The following is a 22,500-nucleotide window of genomic DNA, read 5'->3' as shown; positions in this document are numbered from 1 at the left end:
ATACGTTTAATAGTGTCTAAAAGAAAGGAGCCTTCTTGATCTAACTTTTGTCCTTCTATCTTTCTCTCAAAATCCCGTATTACTCTTCCCAAATAAGTATGCAGCCTTTTTTCTTCCCTTTTAGCTCTTTTCATTTGACGAGCATGGGTATAGCGAGCACGCATGCACAAAGCTGTTTTAGCTAGCTTCTTATAGGTTTGTCGCAAAGCGATTTTGTAATTATCGGCCATTTTTACAAGCGCTTGAATAGACTTAAAGTGAAGTTTAGCATCGGTAGGAAAGGCGATAGCTTTAGGCATTACGGTTATATCGGCAATGACTTTTTTAAGGCTTCTTTTTTTCACTGCGCCTGTCAAAACAGCTGCTGCAATCGTCCCTTGTAAAATCTTGCTAAGTCCAGCTTCGCCTAATCTATACCTCCATTTAATTAAAGAAGTAGGATGGATAGGCAGCGCATGATGCCAAAATTCATACCCACAAAAGTATTGCCAATAAGGATTTTCTACCCATCAATGCACCACATTTACATCCGAAAGCCCATACATATGCTGCAAGATAAAGAGCCCTACAACTAGCTTGGCAGGTTTGGCTGGTTGCCCTATCTTTTCAACAAACAGCTTATCAAATTCTTCTTCCAACTGCTTCCATTCAATCAATTTGGATAGCTGGATAAGAGGATGATCTAGATTTAGTTCATCGCTAAAGCGGGGGTTAAAAAGACGGCCTTGTTGGTTATCTAGCTTGATTGGTTTCATAGTCAGCTTTGCAAGAAATTAAGAGCTTTATAATGATTTAGGCGCAAACAAATTATAGCAATTTGGGAGAAAAAATGCTCTCAAAATATTGTTCAAGCATGAAACACCCTTTAAATCATGCCCGACTACATAGATTTATAATTATCCCTTTCTTTTAAGAAGGAGGTAACAATGCCAAAAAGACATTCCTTACAGAGAAACATTAATTTTAGGAAGGCTTTTTCTAAGCGTATTATATTCTTTGACTAATTCCAAGACTTCATCATCTGTACATTGACCACTCTGAATTTTCATTTTAACAAGTTCGCAAGTACCCATCCAATTCCGCGTTAAAATCTTTTGCAGAGTTTCCACAAAATTAAATTCGGCTTTCTCCTTATTAATTTTCTTTTCAAGCAGATCAGAGATTATCAATTGGCTTTCTAAATCATCTATTTTTAAAATAAGAGAAATGACATCAATGAATTCATTCTTTTGGCATGCATCCAATAAGGCTAAATACATTTTTTGACAGATAGGCACACGAAAATCTGAGGGCTTTAGATTTTCTTGGGCAATTTTTAAAAGACGGGCACGTTCCTCTGGCATCATGAGCAGCCAACGCAGCAAGTCCATTTCTAGAATACGATCCGGATCAATAGTCTGTAATCCAATATTTGCTGCTTTTTTAATATACAAATTAGGCGTATGAATTTGCTCAAGTAAGAGTGTATTTTCAGGAACTTGCATCAAATGAGCTAACTTACGTAAGCTTTCTTGCACTAATACAGGCTGGTCCCATTGGCGTATTTGCTTGGCAATTCTCTCAATGCACTGATGCTTAGCAGCAGGTGAGCGTAAATCATACTGCTGGGAGTAATGCTTAACAAGAAAATCTAAATAATCAGAACTTGTTTCCAGTAGCTTCAAAAAAGCTTCAGGTCCTTTTTCCCGTAGAAAAACATCGGGATCCAATCCTTTAGGCATCTGAGCCATTCGGACTTCTACCCCTTCGCGCTGGAAAAGATCTCCAATTTTTACACTCGCCTCTTGTCCTGCACTATCTCCATCCAATGCTAAATAAACTAAATTTATGCCTAGCATCAATAGTTCTTTGGCATGTCCCTCTCCAAAAGCGGTACCTTGCCCGGCAACTGTAAAGTTAAAGCCTTCTTGGATCAGGCGCAATGCATCAATTTGGCCTTCTACAATGATTACTCTACCTTCTTTAGCAAGGCGTCTACGGCAATAATTTAATCCAAAAAGAACGCGAGATTTTTTAAAAAGAGTAGTTTCGGGGGTATTAATATACTTACCCCCAAAAGTTTGCTCCTTATATTTTCGAGCAGAAAATCCAATCACTGCTCCTGCCGCATCGCGAATAGGAAAAGTAATTCTATCCGAAAAAAAATCACGCCAGCGGCCCTCCTTACCTTCTGCTATCAGTCCAACCGTGCGTAAAATTTCATCTTTGATATACTTTGCATGCATAACTTGGCGAAAATGGCCCGGAACTTTAGGAGCTAACCCAATCTGAAAACGTCTAATAAAATCAAGATCCAGTCCCCTTTTATATAAGTAATGTAACACTTCATGCCCTTCCTGAGTATGAAGAAGATAGAAATGGTAAAAACGGCAAGCCTGCTCAAGAGCTTCTTTTAAGAGAGTCTTACTAGGGCCTTTATTAGAGTCGGCCTCTTCCATAACTTCTAAAGGCACATGAAAACGCTCAGCTAAACTTTCAACGGCCTCAGAAAAACTCATTTTAAGATGCGCCATCAAAAACTGTATGGCGTCGCCATGCGCTCCACAGCCAAAGCAATGATAATGGGTGTCTCCCCGCTGAATCATAAAGGAGGGGGTTTTTTCATCGTGGAAGGGGCATAGCCCTTTATAGGCGGCCCCAGCCCGCTTAAGATCGAGATGGGCATTCAAAACATCGACAAGGTCTATTCTTTGACGGAGATTTTCAAGGCTTTCTTTAGTGAAGAGTGGCATGGATAATATATGAAGAACAAGGGTTAGCGCCAATTTTACTCAATAAATTTTTCTCTAGCAAGCAAATAAGAAATGAGAGAATTAGCAAATAGATTTTGTTTCTTAATTATGAGGGATAGTAAAAAACTACGTTAAGGGGATTAGCTTAATGAATATAGAATTTACTAAAATCTTCCTTTTCACAACGTGGAGCACCTTTGTTATTCATGATGGAATGCAGGTCAATGGCTAAATTTATTTAATTTATGCTAAATTTGGAGCCTAGGCAGAGCAAAAGCCCTTAAATGGTCAATGTTCTAATGCTCTTTATTTGTTAACTTAAGATTCTACCTATCTCTATACTGTTTTACAATAGGCTTTAAAATGCCAGGCAGATGGTAAGAAAGATGCCCTAGCTGTAAAACAGAGTAAGATTTAACCCCTTGTCTGTTTAGCCTACATATACATTCTCAATCAGATGAAGTTCTTGTGGCTTAAGCAGTTGGCAGAAGTTATTTAAGCTGCTCGTGGCTAAAATAATAAACTCTACTTCTTGTAAAGAAGCTAAAATATTGATAAAGTCCTCTGAAGGCTTTTCATCACGAATATAGACAAGCAACTTTAGATGATCTTGATGAGCAATCTTCCTAATCGCCTGGAAGATAGTAGGAGTTAAGCCTTCCGCTCCAGACACGTTGATGATGGTGATTTTTTGTCCCTTTAGAGCTTGCTGTAATGCAAAGATATGCTCTTCATCAAATACCTTATTTTCTCCATCATATTTTAGCAGACGGCTAGCTAACTGCTTGAGTGTCACGCGCGCACAGCCTAAATGCTCAATAGCAATTCCAGCGGCTACGTTCGCTAATTGAGCGGCTTCCGCTAAGGTAAGCTTGTTGGCAATTGCATAGGCCAACATAGCTAAAACAGTATCACCTGCACCCGTCACATCTTTGACTTCATGTACGCGCACAGGGAAATCTTGACGCTCTCCTTTTCTCTCAAAAATAGAAATTCCTGCCTCAGAGCGAGTGATGAGGAGCACCTCTGCTTCTATTTGATGGAGAAGCTTCTCAGCAACTGTTTCAAGAGGAGTGGCTAAGGATAAATTGGCAGCAGCATAAGCTTCTGTTAGATTCGGCTTAATCATGGTCGTGCCGATATACTTAGCAAAATCCCTTCCTTTAGGGTCGGTGATCACTGGTATACTCAGCTCTTTAGCATATTCAATGATAGCGGTAAGTAAAGTGTTAGTTAAAAATCCTTTTCCGTAATCCGATAAGGCCACCACCTGCACCCCTTGAAAAAGAACTGGCAGATGATCAATGATTTGTTGCTCAAGCTGCTCTTCCAAATTCATGAATTTTTCATGGTCTACGCGCACCACTTGCTGATTTTCAGCAATGATACGATTTTTAACAGGGGTAAAGTAGCTCGATTGCGTAATAATCCCTTTGACATCGATTTTCTCGTGGGAGAGCAGCTCTTTTAAAGCTTGCCCATAAACATCATTACCGACCCGGCCAATAGCTACTACCTCCGCCCCTAAAGATATCAGGTTGAGCATGACATTTCCTGCTCCCCCTGGACGGTTTTCCTCGTGCTGTACATGGATAATAGCTACAGGAGCTTCAGGAGAAATACGCAGGGCCTTTCCTATCGTATAAGTATCTAACATGAGATCACCAGCTACCAGGACTTTACACACCCCTAGCCTGCTAAAAGGACCTGTCAACCTTACCATGTTTTCCCGGGAATTAAGTAGTTACAGATGTAATCTTCCACAGCAGCCTCTAAAGGTAGGGAAGCGGCCTGCTCTTGAAGAGCTTGGCGGGTTTTTGTCATATCAGCACATGTATAATTCTGGTATTTACCTACCAGCTCCTCAGGCATATTTACATATTCTATCTTAACAGGCTTATGGATAGCCTTAAAAACAGAAGCAGCTAATTCATTCCAAGTACTAGCATTTCCTGAACCGATATTATAAATTCCATTGACTTTGTTAAAAAGAAAAGCGCAAGTCATGCGAGCCACATCTTTAATATAGACAAAATCGCGTTTTTGTCCCCCATCAGGATATTTACTGGGCTCAGAAGATTTGAAAAGCCGCACGACATTTTCATGTCGGGCCGCAGGCAACAGGCGCACAATGGCTGAAGCCATCTGACCTTTGTGATTTTCATTGGGTCCAAAAACATTAAAATACTTTAAACCTACCACCTTATTCAAGACTTTCTGATTTTTTAACCATAAGTCAAAAAGATGCTTAGAATAGCCATACATATTAAGCGGTTGCAGGCTCTCTAATAGATTTTCATTATCTAAAAATCCTTGCGTGCCATCCCCATAAGTTGCAGCCGAAGAAGCATAGATAAAGCGTTGGCCATGGGTTAACGCATATTCAGCTAGCTTAACACTATAGCGGTAGTTATTTTCCAAAAGATAGCTGGCATCCCTTTCTAAAGTGCTACTGCAGGCTCCTAAATGAATAAAAGCTTTAATGGCATCTTCGCGCCCTACCATCCATGTTAACAACTGACTTTTATCCAAAATGTCTATAAAACATTTGCCCACTAGATTTTTCCATTTCTCAGAAACGCCTAGATCATCGACGAGAATCAAATTAGAGATTCCTCGATCATTTAAATGCCGTACTACGCCCGAGCCAATAAAGCCAGCGCCTCCGGTGATGATAATGTACTGCTCACTAAATGCTTTCATAGGAAATCTTATTTAAAGGATTAAAAATTTTTACCCAGATGATTCTCTCTGTCCAAGCTAAATTTGCTCCTTCCCCACCTCTTGAGTAGGCCATTATTTATGGATAGAATTTAATTGTTTTCTTAAAATTCAAATAGGCAAATATTAGCAAAGCTAGGAACAGATTAAAAAACCTTCACTCACTTAATTAATGCCTCAATAGCCTTACATTCTATCAATAGCTCAATTTAATCGCGCGCAGAATCAAAAGGGTACCATCTGTCTGCAGGACGGTTGATGAAAGTGGCAGGATAAAAGGTAACTTGTGGAATGATGGGAGGAGCAACACGGCCCAAACAATAAAAAGCTGTTCCACTGCCAGTCATTGAGACGGTCTCATATCCACTTCGTAGCAGCTCTTCTTTAACTGTTTTTAAATAAGGGTTTAGTTCAAAAGCAGGTCCTTCTAAATCGTTAAAATAAAAAGGCTGATTAGAAAAAAAGCTTTGTAGCACTACTTCTGGGTCATAGGAAGATATTTTAGTCACATCGAGTTGCTTAAATACCAGAGGAGTAGATAATCCTTCGTAAGGTTTGGCTATCCACAAGCGCTGAAGAGGTAAGGGATTTAAGAAACGAAGTACTTCACCTCTTCCTGTGCAGTAAGCTGTTCCTTGAGATAGAAAAAAAGGAACATCGGATCCTATTTCACTCGACCATTCTATTAGCTGCTCTAGAGGAACAGGAAAGCCATGCAATTGATTGAGAGCCCATAGCGTGGTTGCGGCATTGCTACTGCCACCTCCTAGCCCTGATTGCATGGGAATATTCTTTTCTAAAACGACCTTTAAACCAAAATTTAAGCCCGTTTTCTTCCTAAAAAGATGTGTAGCTGCTGTAATTAAATTGGAAGAATCTTTAGAAAGGCTAGGATGTTCACACATGAGCACATCTTGGCTTCCTAGAGCAAAATGAAGGGTATCATGAAGATTAATCGTTTGAATAAGGGAAGCAAGATTATGGTATCCATCTGAGCGATGATTTAGAACCTTTAAAAAAAGATTAATTTTAGCAGGCGCTAAAAGAGTAAGCATAGGAGTAATGTTTTAAGGCTTATTGCTATTTTAAAATAGATATTTAATAGAGCAAAAAGTCTCTTGTAAAAACAGTTTACAAGAGACCTTAAATTTACTTAGACTTTGTAACGCTTTCTTCCTTAGGAAGAGCAGCTTTACCTTCAGGTTCAATGGTTAAACTAAAAGAAGCTTGAACACCTTCTTTAAGCTTTACGCTAATTTTATGCACGCCGGTTACCTTAATAGCATGCTTGAGTTGAAGGCTACGTTTGTCCAAAGTGATTGACATCTGCTGTTCCAAAAGCTCAGCAATATCTCCAGTACTTACAGAACCATACATATGTCCTTCATGATCTACCTTAACGATTGTAGTAATATTCTGACCTTCCAGCTTAGTGGCAAGCTCATCGGATTCTTGACGATCAAGAGCCGCTTTTTTCTGACGTTCCTCCTGCAGACGAGCTTGCATGCGCAAAGCCTTCTTATCTGCAACAACTGCCATTCCTTGCGGCAGTAAGAAATTACGTGCGTAGCCTGGTTTAACCCCAACAATATCTCCACTACGCCCCAGCGCTTCGATGTCCTTGAGCAACAGCAATTTATTTGCCATATTTAGTTCTCCTCAATTTTAAACTTCTGCCACAAAAGGCAATAGGGCCATGTGACGTGCTCTTTTAATCGCGTTTGTCAGATGTTTCTGATAATATGCAGAAACGCCTGTAATGCGCCTTGGCAGTATTTTACCTCTTTCGGTAATAAAGCGAGAGAGAGTATTAATATCTTTATAGTCGATATGTTTAATACCAGCAGCTATAAATGGACAACGTTTACGTTTCTTCGAACGGAAATCGCCTGGCTCAGAGAACCTTTGACCCATATTTCTCATAATCTGTGCTCCTTATGCGCTTTCTTCCAATAAAGGTTTAAATTCAATTTTTTCCATAACTTTATCCGCTTGGAGTGTGATAAAGCGGACGAGGTCTTCGTTAAGATGATATTCCTGCCAAAGCTCAGAAATAGCGGCGGGAATTACTTCAAAATAAATCACGAAATAGTGCCCTTCACGATGTCCATCAATTTCATAGGCCAGCCGGCGGCGACCCTGATCGTGAATTTTTAAAATCGACCCTTCACGCTCTGTAATTCCTTTTTGAATTCTATCGAGCGCTTTGTGACGAGCATCATCACTTAAGGTAGCGCTGATGATATACATTCCTTCGTAAAGGTTCTTAGGTTTTTGACTCATTGTTTTCTCCTGACCAGTATAAATTTAGGTCTTCCAAGCCTCTATTGAGGCTGTTTATTAACTGTTTTCATCACCTCAGTGATGCTTTCATTTATTAGCTGCTTAAGTACATCAACAGCTTGCTTGACATAAGTGGGAAGAACTTTTTGCTCTTCAGGGGTGAAATTATCCAGCACATAGTTAGCTAGGCTACCGCTTCCATGGTCCCCTATCCCCATCCTTAACCTAGCATACTTTTGCGTACCTAGATAGGCTTCTATGCTTTTTAAACCATTGTGTCCACCAGCTCCCCCTTCTGTCCTTAGGCGCATGTGTCCATATGGTAAAGCCACATCATCCACAATGACAACAAGGTTATCTGGTACTAACTTCACATAATCCATATATCGGCGCACTGCTTGACCACTTCCATTCATATAAGTGGTGGGCATCAATAGATGTATTGTCGTTTCGTTCCAAGCAGTTTTAGCTATCCAACCCTGCAACTGAGGCTTTTCTTTAAAGGGCACTCCCAGGTTTAAAGCCCACTCTTGTAAAACCATAAATCCAATGTTGTGCCTTGTTAGCTCATATTTTTTACCTGGATTCCCTAGTCCTACAAAGAGGCGATGCATGCTGAATGACTTACTATCCTTGTCTATTAAGAGTGATTAACGTTTAACTATAGCTACTGCCACTTCGTTAAGATCAGCCAAAGGTCTAATGCTTTCAGGGATATTCAAATCGACCAAGCGACGAGTTTCTCGCTGATTCATATTCTTTATATCTAAAACAAAAGCGGATGGTATATCTTTGGGCAAGCAGCGTACTTTTAAGTAGCGAATGACTTGACGTAAGACGCCCCCTAATTTAATGCCTACGCAATCTACTACCCCTGTGCATTCAATAGGCACTTTTACATTGACTTGTACATCGTCTACCAATTCTTCAAAATCCAGATGAAGCACATCATATCTGGTTACATGATATTGGATCTCTTTGAGCAATGCGCGTCGTTCTTGGCCGTTTTCATCTACCAAGGTAAAAATATTTGTTGATAGCCGTCCTGGTTGAACTTGTCGACCGAGAGCATTAAACTCGCTGATGTTCAGCGCTATATTGTCTGCTTGTTCATTTCCACGCTTATAAATAATAGCAGGAACTTGACCTGCACGGCGAAGTTGCTTGGAGCTACTCTTCTTTCCTGCAGTTCTTTTAGTAACGTTTAGCTTCATGTAGCCTCCGATAGAATAAGAGTATTAAATTCAAAAGCATACTCTTTTTAAATATTGATTAAATTTTATGGATGTCTTCTTAAGTAGCGAGATTTAGTATAGCTCGAGCAAAGAGAGGCGCTGCAGAGGCAACATGCACATTTTTTGTGGTTTTTTCTGCAAGACCCTGGAAGGGGACAGTATTTGTCGTTATCAGTGCTTCAATACAACTTTGGTTGATAAGCGGTAGAGCTTCCCCTACAAACAAACCATGCGTCATAGACGCCCAAATTCTTTTAGCACCCTTCTCTCGGCACGCTTTCGCAGCTGATGTTAATGTTTCTCCTGTGGAGCACATATCATCAGCGAGAAGTACATCTTTTCCTTTAACATCACCTATCACTTGTAAAGCTTCCACTTCACCAGCTTTAAGTCTTTGTTTATTAACAACAGCAAACCCAACATTTAGATGATTAGCATAATCACGCCCTAATTTGATGCTACCCACATCGGGTGTTACAACAACTAACTTATCAGTCTCAAATTTTCTGAAAGCTTTTACTAAAAGAGGCATGCACTGGAGGTTGATTACAGGGATATCAAAAAACCCCTGCACTTGGCCTGCATGCAAATCTGCAGCAATTATGCAAGCAACACCCGCTTTTTGCAAAAGATCGGCGACAAGCTTAGCAGTAATAGGCACCTGCGGCTTATCCTGACGGTCTTGCCGGCAATACCCATAATAAGGAATAACGGCTGTGATGCGGCGTGCTGAAGCTCTTTTCAGCGCGTCTACCATAATCAAGAGCTCCATTAAATACTCATTGGGCGCAAAAGCTAATGACTGGATGACATACACATCTTTATTGCTAACATCCTCCAAAACTTCCAGAAAAATTTCCTGGTCAGGAAAACGTTGAATGCTAATCTTACCTAGCTTAACTTTTAAGTCTTTTGCTACTTCTTTGGATAGTTCAGGATGAGAAGTACCAGCAAAGACTACAAAGTTAGGAGCTGTGGGTATCATTTAACCTATTTATCTACTTACTAGATTTGGGGTGGAAGGATTCGAACCTCCGCATGGCGGTACCAAAAACCGCTGCCTTACCGCTTGGCGACACCCCAGTGCAATTACTGTTTAACGCGATAATCAAGTTTGATATGCTACAGGAATGGAAGATTTTTGGCAAATACCTTTTAGTTTTTTTATTTATTTTCTAGCTTCAAAGCCCTCTAACAGGTTCTCTTAAATTTTTATTTGCCGGTTTCAAAGTTTAAGTAGAGCTCTATAAGCTACCTTACCCTTACGTCACATGCATGAGCAAGCATGATTATTCTCTTTCCTCTTATTTAAAAAGCCTCCTCCAAGCCTTATTTAATCCATAAAAACGCCTAAGCTTTTTTTATTTATTTTTATTTGCCTAGCTTTTGTGCGATTGAGGGTTTACCACTCCTTAGTCAAAAAAACTATAGTAGAATCTGCAAAAAAATTTCCCTATTCTTCGTCTTCGTTCCAAAACTTCAAAACGTGAAAAAAATGTTATAGAGTAATGCTTTAATGATCAGATACAAAGGCTACATAAAAAGCTTTCAAGAGATTTTGTGTATTTTTTTTAGGCTTGTCTCTATGATGAGGAAAAAAATTTTAACTAGATAAAACGAGCCTCTTACACATTTATGCATATTATCAATATTGCCTCTGAACTAGCTCCTATTGCCAAAGTTGGCGGGTTAGGAGATGTCTTACTAGGCTTAAGCAGAGAACTTTCATGGAAGGGACATGATATTGACCTTATCATTCCCAAATATGATTGCATGGATACAGAAAGCATCCGCGATTTTGCTATCTATAATGATTCTCTTCTCTCTTTTTATAAAGGAACTTGGCATCGCAATACCATCTGGAAGGGATGGGTAGAAAATCTTAAAGTCTATTTCATTGAGCCTCATCATCCCGCCCATTTTTTTCACCGCGGTTGTTTTTATGGCTGCGAAGATGATATGGAACGCTATCTTTATTTTTCACGAGCAGCTTTAGAGTTTATAGAAAAGGAAAGGCTATCTCCTCATATCATTCACTTGCATGATTGGCAAACAGCTGTAATTGCCCCTCTCTATCATGAACTTTATCGACTTCAGGGCGCTAAAGAGGCTAAAATCGTTTTTACTATCCACAATATCGAATATCAAGGACATTGTTCGAGTAGTAATCTTGATAATATAGGATTAAAGGGCTCGCATTATCTTCTCCCAGACATAATGCAAGATGCTCAATATAAAGAGGCTATCAACCTAGTAAAAGGAGCGATCATTTATGCAGATCATATCACCACCGTCTCACCTAATTATGCAAAAGAAGTACTAACACCTCTAGGAGGGCGCGGTTTAGATAAAACATTATCTAAATATCAAAGCAAATTTAAAGGTATTTTGAATGGGATTGATTATTCCTACTGGAATCCGGAGATCGATCGTTATCTTCCTACACATTATTCCTCTCGAGAAGCACCGGCAAGCAAAAAAGATCGCCATACGCTAGATAAAAAAGCTTACATAAAAAATTTCTTAAGAGAACGCTTATTTTTAGCCGAAGAACATCGTCCGATTGTAGGCTGTATTGCGCGTTTGGTTCCTCAAAAAGGCATCGAGCTTATTAAACACGCTCTTCATTATACTTTAGAAAAAAAAGGGCAATTTTTGTTACTAGGATCTAGCCCTATCGAGGGCATTAACGCCGAATTTCAACAGCTTAATCGCCATTTTCATGAGCACCCTCACGTACGCCTAATTTTACATCACAGCGAAGAACTGGCGCATCTGATCTATGCCGCTTCAGATATGTTTATTGTACCTTCTTTATTTGAACCCTGTGGCTTAACGCAGATGATTGCCCTTAAATACGGGGCTATCCCTATTGTGCGTAAGACTGGAGGGTTAGCAGATACGATTTGGGATGTAGATTATTCTGGAAAAACTATTGAAAAAACAAATGGATATGTTTTCGAATACCCTGATGCTAAAGGAATTGAGTCAGCTTTAGATAGAGCTTTTGAATGTTGGTTTCATCATCCCGACCGCTGGCGCCAACTTATGATTCGTGCAATGAACACAGATTTCAGCTGGAATAGTCCTTCTGATGAATATTTAAACATCTATCAGAGCATCCTAACCACTGAAAAAAGAAGCTAAAAAACCCCCTTTATAAAGGGAAATTTACAAGTTGATCTTTTTTTAGAGAAAATAAATCTAAAGTTTTGTAAAAGTTAAGCTAAAATCCTTTAAATTGTAGGTCACTTCTTGAGTATAGCTAATTACTTTACCTTTATTCGCATTTTTATCAGCCCCATTTTTCTTTTAGTCTATCTTCACCATGATTATTTAGAAATTAATCCATCTGTTTTACCCTATGTTTTACTTTTTTTGCTGGGCGTTAGTGAATTATCAGATGCCTTTGATGGCTATTTGGCGCGCAAATATAACCAAGTAACCGATTTTGGAAAAATACTAGATCCTATGGCTGATAGCATTGCGCGTCTCTCTTACTTTTTAACATTTACCGCAGAGCCTGTCAGATTGCCCTTAGCTTTAATTTTTATCTTTGTCTATCGTGATTCTGTAGTTAGCACACTTCGAACCATTTGTGCACTTAAAGGGTTTGCTTTAGCAGCGCGTACCAGCGGGAAAATTAAAGCAGGCATTCAAGCGATGGCTGCTTTAATTGTATTAATCCTTATGATTCCTCATTCCTTAGGCTATTTATCCAGCCCTGATCTACAATACATATGTACATGGGTGGTAGGTATAGCAGGAATTTATACTGCTTATTCTGGAGTAGACTATGTGTATGCCAATAGACAATACATTGCCAAGCTATTGTCATTGCACCCAGCTAAACCTTAAGCTCTCATTAATTCTTAGAAGATTACCCATCTGCTAGCCGTTCATACGTAAACCTAAGAGGACTATTAATGATCTTCAAGTGCTAGCGTTCCTCCCCGCTTTAATCATAAAGATCTTCAGAAAAAGAGAGTTTTTCCCACATTTTCTCCTTGTGATTAAAGGTCTAAATCATGACACCGACTAAAAAGGGTGAAAGATAGAAGGGTATCGCCAATCAATGAAACAAAATACTAGCCTTAAGAGGTTGCTCAACAAAATTGTCCATTCTTCAAGAAATCATACTTTTGCCTCTCTATTAATGTAAGCAATCACTGGATAGGCTTAGGGTTTAAAGGTGATTTTACGAGTATCTGCAAAGGCAAAAATGCTTGCAAATACCTATCTTTTCTAAATACCGCACTTTCTGATTTACATTATCTTTTTTAACATCATGATCTTAAATAGTCCCTCCCTGCGACTGCCTACTTTTTCCCCTCTATCTTAATCCTCCCCATTCGATTCGGTTTCTTTAGCCTCCACTCCTAGATGAATACAATACTGGATAATTATTTAGCTTTGGGCATTACTACCTAACAATAATAAAAGTGTCTTGCATGTATTATTTAACATAACTGCAGCAGGATGATTTTCACCCAAAATTTTAGTAAGAAGTTCACTGGCTTTAAAAGAACACTCAATCATGCGTTTTTGATTTCCTTGGAGAGTGTAGAGCTGTGCCAAGTTGGAATAAAGATTTGCCACCGTGTGAGAGCTTTCGCCAAAGAGGTTAAGATCAATGGCAAGGGCTTTTTCTGTATGCTCTATTGCTTTATTTAATTTTCCTTGGTTTTTATAGAGGTTGGCTAAATCTTTATAATCTCTCGAGACATCAAAATGGATTTCACCAAGAAGTTTGCGCTCAATGACGAGGGCTTTCTTGCTATATTTTATTGCTTGCTTTAAATTTCCTTGTTCTTGATAGAGTGTTCCCAGATTGTTATAAAGGCCTGCCATAGTAGGACGATTTTCACCAAAAAGCTCAAACTCAATAGCAATCGCTTTCTTGATATACTCTGCCGCTATATCAAGTTTTCCTTGCATTTTAAAAATTTGCCCAAGATTATTGAAGGCCCTTAACATATTAGGATGAATTTCACCAAAGATCTTGCGATCAATATCAAGCGCTTTCTTGGTAAGCTCTACCGCCTGCTCTAAATCGCCTTGTTTTTGGTAAATTGCTCCTAAATTATTGTAAATAATTGCCACACTAGGATGATTTTCACCAAACAGGGCAAGGTTGGTAGCAAGCGCTTTCTTACTGTAATCTGCCGCTTTATTAAACTTTCCTAGTTTTAAGTAGACAGTTGCCATATTATTATAAAAAATTGCCACTTGAGGATTAGCATTATCAAAAAGTCGAAGAGCCATCCTAAGGGTTTGCTTGCTATACTTAATAGCTTCCTTTAAGTTGCCTTGATCTTGATAGATAAGCCCTAAATTGTTATAGTCTCTTAATACATCTGGATGATTTTCACCAAAGATCTCGCGATCAATATCAAGCGCCTTATGAACATAACCTAAAGCCTTATCTAACTTTCCTTGTTCTTTATAAATTGTTCCTAGGTTATTGTAATCTCTGGCCACAGTAAAATGAACTTCACCGAATCTTTTGCGATCAATGGCTAAGGCTTTTAGTGTATGGCCAACAGCTTCATCTAAATTTCCTTGGGCTTGACTAATTTGTCCCAAATTATTGTAAGTAATCGCGATACTTGGATGATTTTCCCCAAAAAGCTTAAAATTAATGATAAGCGCTTCAGTAATCAGCTCAGATGCTTTTTCTAAATTACCTTGTTCCTTGTAGATCATTCCCAAATTATTATAACGGCTTGCCACATTAGAATGAGTTTTCCCAAAAAGCTTAAGTTCAATGTTCAGCGCTAGATTGATATACTTAATGGCTTTCTCAAAATTTCCTTGTTTTTTGTGAATTTGCCCTAGATTATTGTAAAGGCATGCCACTTGAGGATTCTTTTCACCAAAAAGTTTAAGGTCAATAGCAAGTGCCTTTTTAATATAATCAGTGGCCCAGCCAAAATAGCCTTGGTCTTGGTAGATAAGGCCCAAATTATTATAAAGTAGCGACACGCTAGTATGGTTTTCACCAAATAGATTAAGTCTAATAGCAAGCGCTTTCTCGGCATGCTCAGCCGACTCTTTTAGATTTCCTTGATGCTGGTAGATAAGCCCTAAGTTGGCATAATCATTTGCTACTTGAGGAGAATTTTCTCCAAAAAGCTTATGATTAATTATAAGTCCTTTCTTGGTATACTCAACTGCATTTTCTAACTCTCCTTGGTCTAAGCAGATCTGTCCCAGATTATTATGATATCTTGCTATTGAGGGACAATTTTCTCCAAAAAGTTTAAGATCGATTTCTAGAGCCTTATCAATATACTCAGCAGCTTGGTTCAAAATGTCTTGATCCTTGTAAATAAGTCCTAGGTTGTTATAAGTGGAGGCTACTATTGAATGATTTTGGCCAAAGATCTCAAGGATTATTTTGAGTGCTTTTTGGACTTTCTCCTCAGCCCGATCTAGAAATCCTTGAGCTTGATAGAGGGTGCCTAGATTACTGTAAAGTAACGCCACGCTAATATGATTTTCACCAAAAATTTTAGTATTAATGAGGAGCGCACGCTTAGTATATTCAATGGATTTTTTTAAAATTCCTTGTGTGCGATAGCAGATAGCTAGATTATTATAGAAAACTGCAACCAGACGATGATTCTCACCAAAAAGCTTAGAGCCTATAGTAAGAGCTTTCTCGATATAATCAACCGCCTTATCTAAGATTCCTTGTTCTTGGTAGATAAGCCCTAGATTGTTGTAGTTTCTTACTACATGAGGATGATTCTCACCAAAGAGCTTAAGATCAATTTCTAGCGCTTCCTGGGTGTACTCAGCAGCTAACTCTAATTTCCCTTGAGATTTATAGATAAGTCCTAGGGCGCTGAAAGCATTGGAATTTTGTGGGTTATTTTTTTTTGCTAAGAAATACAAATTTTCGGCTTCCTCAAATTGAAAAAGCCTTCGAGCTATATCACCTCGGGTTTCGGGGGAGCCATCATCTAAATTAGAAAATTCAAAATCGTCTTCATTGCTTAATAAAAAAGCTTTGAAGGCTTTATAAAAAGGAATAAAGACTTGATAAATTTCTCTAACTTTTTTTAAAGCTTCTGGCTCTAAAGCAAATTGTTTTTTAATAAGAGCAGAATCATCAAATCTGAAAGGCCTAGTCAGAGGATTCATCATTTCATTCTGTTTTTTATAATGAGCATAAGTTTTAAGGCGCATAAATAAAGCTATACTCATCCATTCCTTTAATTTTTCAGCAGCATTCCCCTTTAAAGTGCTTTGCTTTTCCAACTGATCGATTCTAGTAAATGTATCTGAGGCGTTTACTTTTTTAATAAGAGCTATTCTATCTAATGCTAAATGAGGGAAGCGGTAAAAATCATTTTTAACCTTAAAAAGCATGCCTTGTTTGTCTAAATCATCCATTGCTGGATTAAAATTTTCCATATCAGCTACTATTAAATGCTGCTTGGCTAAGTGTTGGCGAAGATTAAAACCTTCTCGATAAGAAACACTAAGTTTTTCTTGAATTTTTTGGCTATATTGGTCGGTTAACTTAGGGTTGCCCAGTAGATGAGTAAAGGTTAAAAGCTCCATTGGAAGATGAGGTTCTTTTTCATGCCACCATTTCCCTTCTTCGGCTTGGGCAATATATTCGGCCATTTTTTCAGGAGTCTGAATGAGCTCAAAAGTCTCTCTATTACCAAAAGGAGTTTTACAGCCTTTTCCTTTTACTCCCGCTCCGTCGAAAGCTAAGCCCCGTGGTGTAATGTCATCAAAAAAATTGATGGCATTTAAGCAAGGAATATTTAAAGCAGGAAGAATAGTTTCTCCTAGATTGATAACTTTTAAATGAATGAGACTTGTAAGATTCTGAAAATATTTTCTATTTAGAGGGGTATCTTCTGCTATAAGAATGCCAAACTCTAGATCGGAGTAAGGCGTCATCTCTTCCCTAGCTAGTGAACCAAAGCCTATCATAGCATATTCACACGGCTCATCCCCTATATGATTTAAGGCCTGCATTACAAGATGTCCAAAGAAAACTTTTATCCGTAGAGCAATCTTACTATAAAGCTCTCTAATACTTTCAAAAGGTGGATTGTTCGGTAAAGCTTGAATGCTATCCTCTATCTCATCTCTAAGATTTTTTACAGCTTGGTCATTAGCTGCAAATTGCCTTTTCATGGCTGCCGAGTGCAACGTTTTACCATTACATAACCTAATAAGCAGTTCATGGATCCTAAAAAGCCTCCTTCTAAGAATTTCATGCCTTTTTTGAGGTGCTAAGCGTAAGGCATAACGATAAAGTCCGGCCGCTTGCAGAAGTGTTTCATGCGTTCCTTTACCCACATAAACATCCCCTAGTTTTTCTATATATAAGGCTTGTTGGATAGAATCTTTCTTTTGAATGGCAAGTTTTAAAGCTAAAGTATAAGCCTCTTCTGCTTCTTTTAACTGTTGCTTTGTTAAAGCATTACTAATCTGATCGATAGAATAGACCATCTTTTCTAAATGATCAGCAATTTTATCAAGATAGCTTAATAATTTTTGAGGTTGGTACTGATTCAGTAACTGCACCTTACTGGGCAGGTGCTGCCTAAATATACGAGCACAGCTCTTAGCATTAAGAACTCTTTTTAATTCATCATTTTTCAAGCTGCTAAAAGAAAGAAAAATCTGTTGAAAAACTTTTAAAGGTAGAATAACTAAATAGCTAGGAGGTTTTAATGTTTCTTGCTCAGTAAAATTATTAGCTTGTTGGGTCTTTATCGATGTTTTACAGGGTTTAGATTGTAAGTGATGCAAAAGCTGTATTGCAAGATGCCCTAAATTAAATTTTATCTGTTGAGAAATCTCACCTTGAAGCTCTCTAGCCTGTTCCATAGAAGGATTTTCTGATAAAACTTGAAGCTTACATTGTGTTTCTTCTTTAAGATTTTTTAATGTATGTAAATTAGTTTCGAATTGTTTTTCTAGTGCTGCAGGATTTAAAGGTGTGCTTTCACAAATTCTAACAAATAGGTCATGGACTTTAGAAATTTTATCCCTAAGAAGTTTGTGTCGCTCCTGAGGTGCTAAGCGTAAAGCTTGGTTATAAAGCCCTGCCCCTTGCAAAAGTGTTTCATGTGTTCCTTTACCCACATATACATCCCCTAATCTTTCCATGCAAATGGCTTCTCGGATACGATCATTCTTTCGGACGGCAAGTTTTAAAGCTAACGTAAAAATCTCTTCTGCTTTCTCTAACTGTTCTTTTGTTAAAGCATTACTGCTCTGATCGATAGGATAGACCATTTTTTCTATATAATTAGCAATTTTATCAAAATAATCGATGCTCTCATAAGAAGCTTCTGTTTTCAATAAAGAAAAAGGATTTTGTCTTAAAGATTTTTGAGCATGAATGAAATGACCCCCTAAATCCACTATAAGAATATATTCTGTAGGCCTTTCTTCTTGAGGAATAGTTTCCCATTCCGAAGATCTAGAATCTTCAGGCGAGCTTGCGTCTGAGAAAATCAGCCTATCATGAATGCCACAAATCAAATGCTCTTCATTAACTGTTACCAATCTTATAGGAATAGATAAAGCAGGTGCTAATAAGTCTCCTTCTCCCAAGCCGCTTACCCAAGTTCCTTTTTCTATTATTTCTTCTGCTCTTTTACGGTCTGTGTGTTTAACAATATCAGCAAGCACCTGTCTTAAATAAAAAATTTTATCTTTGTGCTCGTCTAGCAAAGGAATTTTTCTAGAAAGTTGTTTGTAACTTGCTAAAAAAGCACTAAAGAAGCAGTCGCCATCACTTGGCACACCTTTTAATTCAAACCCTTCCTTATTAAGATAGTCAGCGGCAGTATTTACTTTTTCTCTCATTGCTTCATTAATAATAGTTGAAGAATCATCCCATAAAGATGCTGCTATCTGTTGCGAATCCCAAAGAAAAGGAAAAGTATCAAGACGATTTTCTTTATCACAAGTTGGCAATTTTTCTTTGGGTAAGCTAACTCTAGAGCTTTCTAAATGAAAATTGCTCGCTTCATCCGTTTGTCCAATTAACTGCTTCCATTGTCTACAAACCAGCTGCGCTTGGCATAAATCTTGAAGTGTCAATTTTTTAAAAATTTTTAGGCTAATTTCTATAAAGGCGTCCGTATCCCCTAGAGAATAACTAGGATCATTTTGTATTCTTTGGAATTCAGGGAATATACAAGGTTTTGTACCCGAATTGCTTACACTCATTTACTTACCGCCTTTTATGTAAATTTAGCCTTACTTCTTTTTCAGTCTGCATGCACTTCTAAAATTTTCACTTGTCGTTTTTATATCATTTTCAACGAGATATATAAAAGGAATTCATACTATTTTTTCCTTAAATAAGTCCATTAAGAAGTTGGCTTTATAGGAAAAAGCCCTAGAAAAGACTTTTGAAATACAAAACTTATTTACTAATCTTTTTCAAAAATCGAAAGTTTTTCTAAAACATTGACCTTTCAATATAATAAGAATTTTGAAAAATTTTAGGAGCGGAAAAACCAATTTGTTTTAAACAGGAAAAACTGAGGTGAGCATAAGTTAGAATCTACATTAGGCCAGTTAATTTTGATTAGCATATAAAGAATGTGCCCCAAGGCTGCTGCTTTTAAGGAGAAGAGAAGCTTAATGCTTAGAGGCTATTCTAAAGATTTGAACGATAAGAAAAAAAGGGAGGAGGAGGGCTGCTTCCTATGAAAAAAGAGAGAAGTCTTGTATACATTCTAGAACAGCTTGGTTAGACGCTACCTTTTATGTAAGCTGTGCAGGGTGCCAATAGAGCCATATTTCTCACGATACTTCTCTTTAAAGACGCTGTTTAATTATTTCTCTATAGCGAGGCTTCCTAGAAAATCTGAAAATATGACTACCCTCTTCAAGAATACTTAAGGGGAACACATCGAGCTCATTCGAGGAAAATTACTAGAAAAAATATGAGTAGATCAAGGTTATTAAGGAAAAGAGATTAAAAGCTATCGTTTAAAACATAGCAAAAAAGTTGAAATAGTAAAAAGGCCACAGATAGAACACCTCTGTAGAATGAAGATCTGAATGTTTTTTATATTCTTTTGCAAAAAGAATTTAGTACTTTACCGAAAAGGTGGTAGTAGAAAGAACCTTAACGCAGATAAACACATGGCGGAGATTATTACAAGATAATGAATACTTATCCACAACTCTACAAGCTATGATTTATACTACTAGATTTAGAATAAAGGGGAGAAAAAATAATTGTGGAGACACCTTATTAGATATCTTGCAAGGAGCTAGGCATCTAGCGATAGAGGCACAATCTCTATTGAGCAAGGTTAGATTGGCGCCTTAGTAGCGCTGAAAGCCTCAAAGAAGTGCCTATGCCTACTTTCAGCTTAAGTCCGCCGATGCGGCTATCGAACATCCTTCGGTCTTCTCCTTTTGAAGAAAACTGAAATTATAAGAGATCTCATGCCGTAACTTAAAAATTCCATAGCAGTTTAGAACGAGTAAAAGTCCTCCGGCAATCGTCATGACAGTTTGTGCTTGTGCTGTATCTACCAAAGCAAACGCGCCTAAAGTAATTACAGCATAGATATAGTAAAACCTACGACCTTTCCTTGGGTGCAAATATTCAGCGCATTTAAGACCTACACAAAAATAAGCATTGATAGTGGAATATCCCAGCAGGAACAAAAACAAAGGCATAAACCATTCCATGTAAGGAAAATATTGCGCTAAAGCTGTTTGAATGAGCAGACTAGAATTAATGGGCTGATGCCATAGATCTGTTACTAAAATAATGAGAACACTGGTGGTACAAATCATGAAGGTGTCCACAAAAATATCAAAAATTACCAGGGAGGCCTGTTTTTCTGGTATTTTAACAAAGCTTTCACTATGGATAACAGAAGCATAGCCTACCCCTAGATCACCCGTATAACATCCTCGACGGACTCCTTGAGATATCGTTCCCATGGCTGAACTGCCAATAAAACCTCCCACGGCGGCGTGGCCTGTAAAAGCTGTATTAAAAACTGCTCTTAAAACCTCAGGAATCCTATCGATATTTTGGATAAGTACCCAGCATCCCATGCCTAGATAAATAAACACGAAAAGCGGAATAGAAATTCCTGAGATATTGCCTACTCGACGCACGCCTCCCTGCCCTGCAAAAATTACTAAAGCTAATAAGATAGCCAAAACAAGGTAAGGAGAAAGATTGACATTGGCTGTCACGCTCTTTACGATTACATTGAATTGATAAACTTCCACTCCGTAAATGCACAAAAGACCACCTACAATAGTGGGAACAAAAGAGCCTTTGAACACCCTTTGCAAAAAATACATGGGTCCCCCATTATACCCTCCGTGGGCATTGGGAACCCGGTAGCGAATTCCTAGATATACTTCGCTATATTTAATCATCATTCCCGCAATAGCGGTGAGCCAAATCCACAATAAAGCACCAGGGCCTCCGATTTGCACAGCTGTAGTAATTCCCACAATATTCCCAATGCCTACGCATCCACCTACACAAGCAAAGAAGGCTTGTAAAGGATGGACACCACTTTTATCCTTATCCGGAACAAACAAAAAGCCAAAAAACGTTTTTACCACGCGAGGAAACTGAACAATCTGCACCCACCGCGCTTGAAAACTTAAAAAAATTCCCAATAGAAGGATGGTGGGAACAGCTACATATCCCCATAGAATATTTTCCACCTGTTCCAGGTGAATAAAAAAACTGTCTAGCATTAGATATTAAACTATAAAAATTTACAAAAATTATTTGAGCAATAATTATTATATTCTTACTATCTTGTATTAGTCAAGAATTTTTTAGTCGTTTAAAAGGTTGATTTGAATCGTTTAAATTTTTAGAGGTCAGCGACATGATGAGGAGGAAGCATTCTCTGACAGGCCATCGTGTGGCTAGTTAGTAAATATCTAACTTTACTCACTACTGGCTTTTTGACTGTTGAATTTTTTCATGGGGATCTTTTTGTAAAAAGCCTCTGTAGTTTTAAGTTTCATATTTTTAACACAGGGAAATTGCATGAAGATTTAAGTTGACAAAGCAAGGGGTATAATTATCATTCTTTTCCTTAAAAAGGAGGAATGAATGGATACGCATAAGCCCAATAGTATTTTTGCTGTATTTAAGGATCTGGAAGATCCAAGGAAGCAAAGAAACCAAATCTATAGTTTGTTTGATATTGTTACGATTAGCATTTTGGCGATTTTATGCGGTGCAGATGATTGGGCAACCATCCATTTATGGGCATCTTGCAATTTACCTTGGCTGCAAGAGCATGGAATTTGCTTAGCAGGCGTGCCATCGCATGATACTTTAGGAAGATTTTTCCGCTATGTATCTGCCTCGAATTTTGAAAGATGTTTTGTACAATGGACCCAAAATATTGCAGGAGCCATTAAAGGAGTGATTGCTATAGATGGCAAAACATTAAGAAGCTCGCATGATATAGCCCGTGAAGGAAAAGCAATTCACATGGTTAGTGCCTTTGCAGCAGAGAATAAGCTAATAC

General features: G+C 38.2%; 16 protein-coding genes, 1 tRNA gene and 1 pseudogene. 3 read left to right on the top strand and 15 right to left on the bottom strand.

The window, feature by feature from the left end; translation table 11 throughout:
* The 13 genes and pseudogenes from NEOC95_RS08030 to NEOC95_RS07970 form a co-directional block, all read right to left on the bottom strand.
* Positions 1–299 (bottom strand): annotated as a pseudogene (locus NEOC95_RS08030) (IS5/IS1182 family transposase); the annotation flags it as partial.
* 210 nt (positions 300–509) lie between these two features.
* On the bottom strand, positions 510–755 hold the full coding sequence (locus tag NEOC95_RS08025; RefSeq protein WP_213152447.1) for a transposase: 246 nt from the start codon (positions 753–755) through the stop codon (positions 510–512).
* 189 nt (positions 756–944) lie between these two features.
* Positions 945–2,765 carry a DNA primase gene (dnaG, locus tag NEOC95_RS08020; RefSeq protein WP_249270208.1) on the bottom strand — a complete coding sequence of 607 codons (1,821 nt, stop codon included), beginning with the start codon at positions 2,763–2,765 and terminating at the stop codon, positions 945–947.
* A gap of 397 nt (positions 2,766–3,162) precedes the next feature.
* Positions 3,163–4,455, bottom strand: coding sequence for a bifunctional heptose 7-phosphate kinase/heptose 1-phosphate adenyltransferase (locus tag NEOC95_RS08015; protein ID WP_213152446.1), 1,293 nt, complete (start codon positions 4,453–4,455; stop codon positions 3,163–3,165).
* Positions 4,449–5,435 (bottom strand): ADP-glyceromanno-heptose 6-epimerase, encoded by a 987-nt coding sequence (gene rfaD / locus NEOC95_RS08010; protein ID WP_213152445.1) that lies wholly within the window; start codon positions 5,433–5,435, stop codon positions 4,449–4,451. The genes NEOC95_RS08015 and rfaD overlap by 7 nt, the downstream gene beginning before the upstream one ends.
* Positions 5,436–5,662: 227 nt before the next feature.
* On the bottom strand, positions 5,663–6,508 hold the full coding sequence (gene ispE / locus NEOC95_RS08005; protein WP_213152444.1) for a 4-(cytidine 5'-diphospho)-2-C-methyl-D-erythritol kinase: 846 nt from the start codon (positions 6,506–6,508) through the stop codon (positions 5,663–5,665).
* A 94-nt stretch (positions 6,509–6,602) separates the two neighbouring features.
* The gene (gene rplI, locus NEOC95_RS08000) at positions 6,603–7,100 is read right to left on the bottom strand and encodes a 50S ribosomal protein L9 (protein WP_213152443.1); all 498 of its coding nucleotides are present in this window, start codon (positions 7,098–7,100) and stop codon (positions 6,603–6,605) included.
* A gap of 18 nt (positions 7,101–7,118) precedes the next feature.
* Positions 7,119–7,367, bottom strand: coding sequence for a 30S ribosomal protein S18 (rpsR, locus tag NEOC95_RS07995; RefSeq protein WP_166154193.1), 249 nt, complete (start codon positions 7,365–7,367; stop codon positions 7,119–7,121).
* 21 nt (positions 7,368–7,388) lie between these two features.
* Positions 7,389–7,736 (bottom strand): 30S ribosomal protein S6, encoded by a 348-nt coding sequence (gene rpsF / locus NEOC95_RS07990; RefSeq protein WP_039385771.1) that lies wholly within the window; start codon positions 7,734–7,736, stop codon positions 7,389–7,391.
* Positions 7,737–7,777: 41 nt separating this feature from the next.
* A complete protein-coding gene (gene pth, locus NEOC95_RS07985; RefSeq protein ID WP_213152442.1) occupies positions 7,778–8,350 on the bottom strand; it encodes an aminoacyl-tRNA hydrolase in 573 nt (190 codons plus the stop codon).
* Positions 8,351–8,386: 36 nt separating this feature from the next.
* Positions 8,387–8,950, bottom strand: a complete 564-nt coding sequence (locus NEOC95_RS07980) for a 50S ribosomal protein L25/general stress protein Ctc (protein WP_166154197.1) — start codon at positions 8,948–8,950, stop codon at positions 8,387–8,389.
* 79 nt (positions 8,951–9,029) lie between these two features.
* Positions 9,030–9,956 carry a ribose-phosphate diphosphokinase gene (locus NEOC95_RS07975; RefSeq protein WP_166154199.1) on the bottom strand — a complete coding sequence of 309 codons (927 nt, stop codon included), beginning with the start codon at positions 9,954–9,956 and terminating at the stop codon, positions 9,030–9,032.
* Positions 9,957–9,982: 26 nt separating this feature from the next.
* Positions 9,983–10,054: transfer RNA gene (locus NEOC95_RS07970), tRNA-Gln, on the bottom strand.
* Between the two features lie 552 nt (positions 10,055–10,606).
* Here NEOC95_RS07970 and glgA point away from each other — a divergent pair.
* Positions 10,607–12,118: a glycogen synthase GlgA gene (glgA, locus tag NEOC95_RS07965; RefSeq protein WP_213152441.1), complete on the top strand. Its 1,512-nt coding sequence runs from the start codon at positions 10,607–10,609 to the stop codon at positions 12,116–12,118.
* Positions 12,119–12,226: 108 nt separating this feature from the next.
* On the top strand, positions 12,227–12,829 hold the full coding sequence (gene pgsA / locus NEOC95_RS07960) for a CDP-diacylglycerol--glycerol-3-phosphate 3-phosphatidyltransferase (protein WP_213152440.1): 603 nt from the start codon (positions 12,227–12,229) through the stop codon (positions 12,827–12,829).
* Positions 12,830–13,378: 549 nt separating this feature from the next.
* On the opposite strand, the gene NEOC95_RS07955 is transcribed toward pgsA, so the two are convergent.
* A complete protein-coding gene (locus NEOC95_RS07955) occupies positions 13,379–19,186 on the bottom strand; it encodes a tetratricopeptide repeat protein (RefSeq protein WP_213152439.1) in 5,808 nt (1,935 codons plus the stop codon).
* Between the two features lie 1,155 nt (positions 19,187–20,341).
* On the bottom strand, positions 20,342–21,709 hold the full coding sequence (locus tag NEOC95_RS07950; protein WP_166154207.1) for an amino acid carrier protein: 1,368 nt from the start codon (positions 21,707–21,709) through the stop codon (positions 20,342–20,344).
* A 367-nt stretch (positions 21,710–22,076) separates the two neighbouring features.
* On the opposite strand from NEOC95_RS07950, the gene NEOC95_RS07945 reads away from it, so the two are divergent.
* The coding region (locus NEOC95_RS07945; protein ID WP_213152438.1) for an ISAs1 family transposase at positions 22,077–22,500 on the top strand (424 nt) is incomplete at its 3' end.

It is taken from the genome of Neochlamydia sp. AcF95 (assembly GCF_018342455.1).
Taxonomy (GTDB): domain Bacteria; phylum Chlamydiota; class Chlamydiia; order Chlamydiales; family Parachlamydiaceae; genus Neochlamydia.
This window is presented reverse-complemented; position numbering and strand designations above follow the sequence as displayed.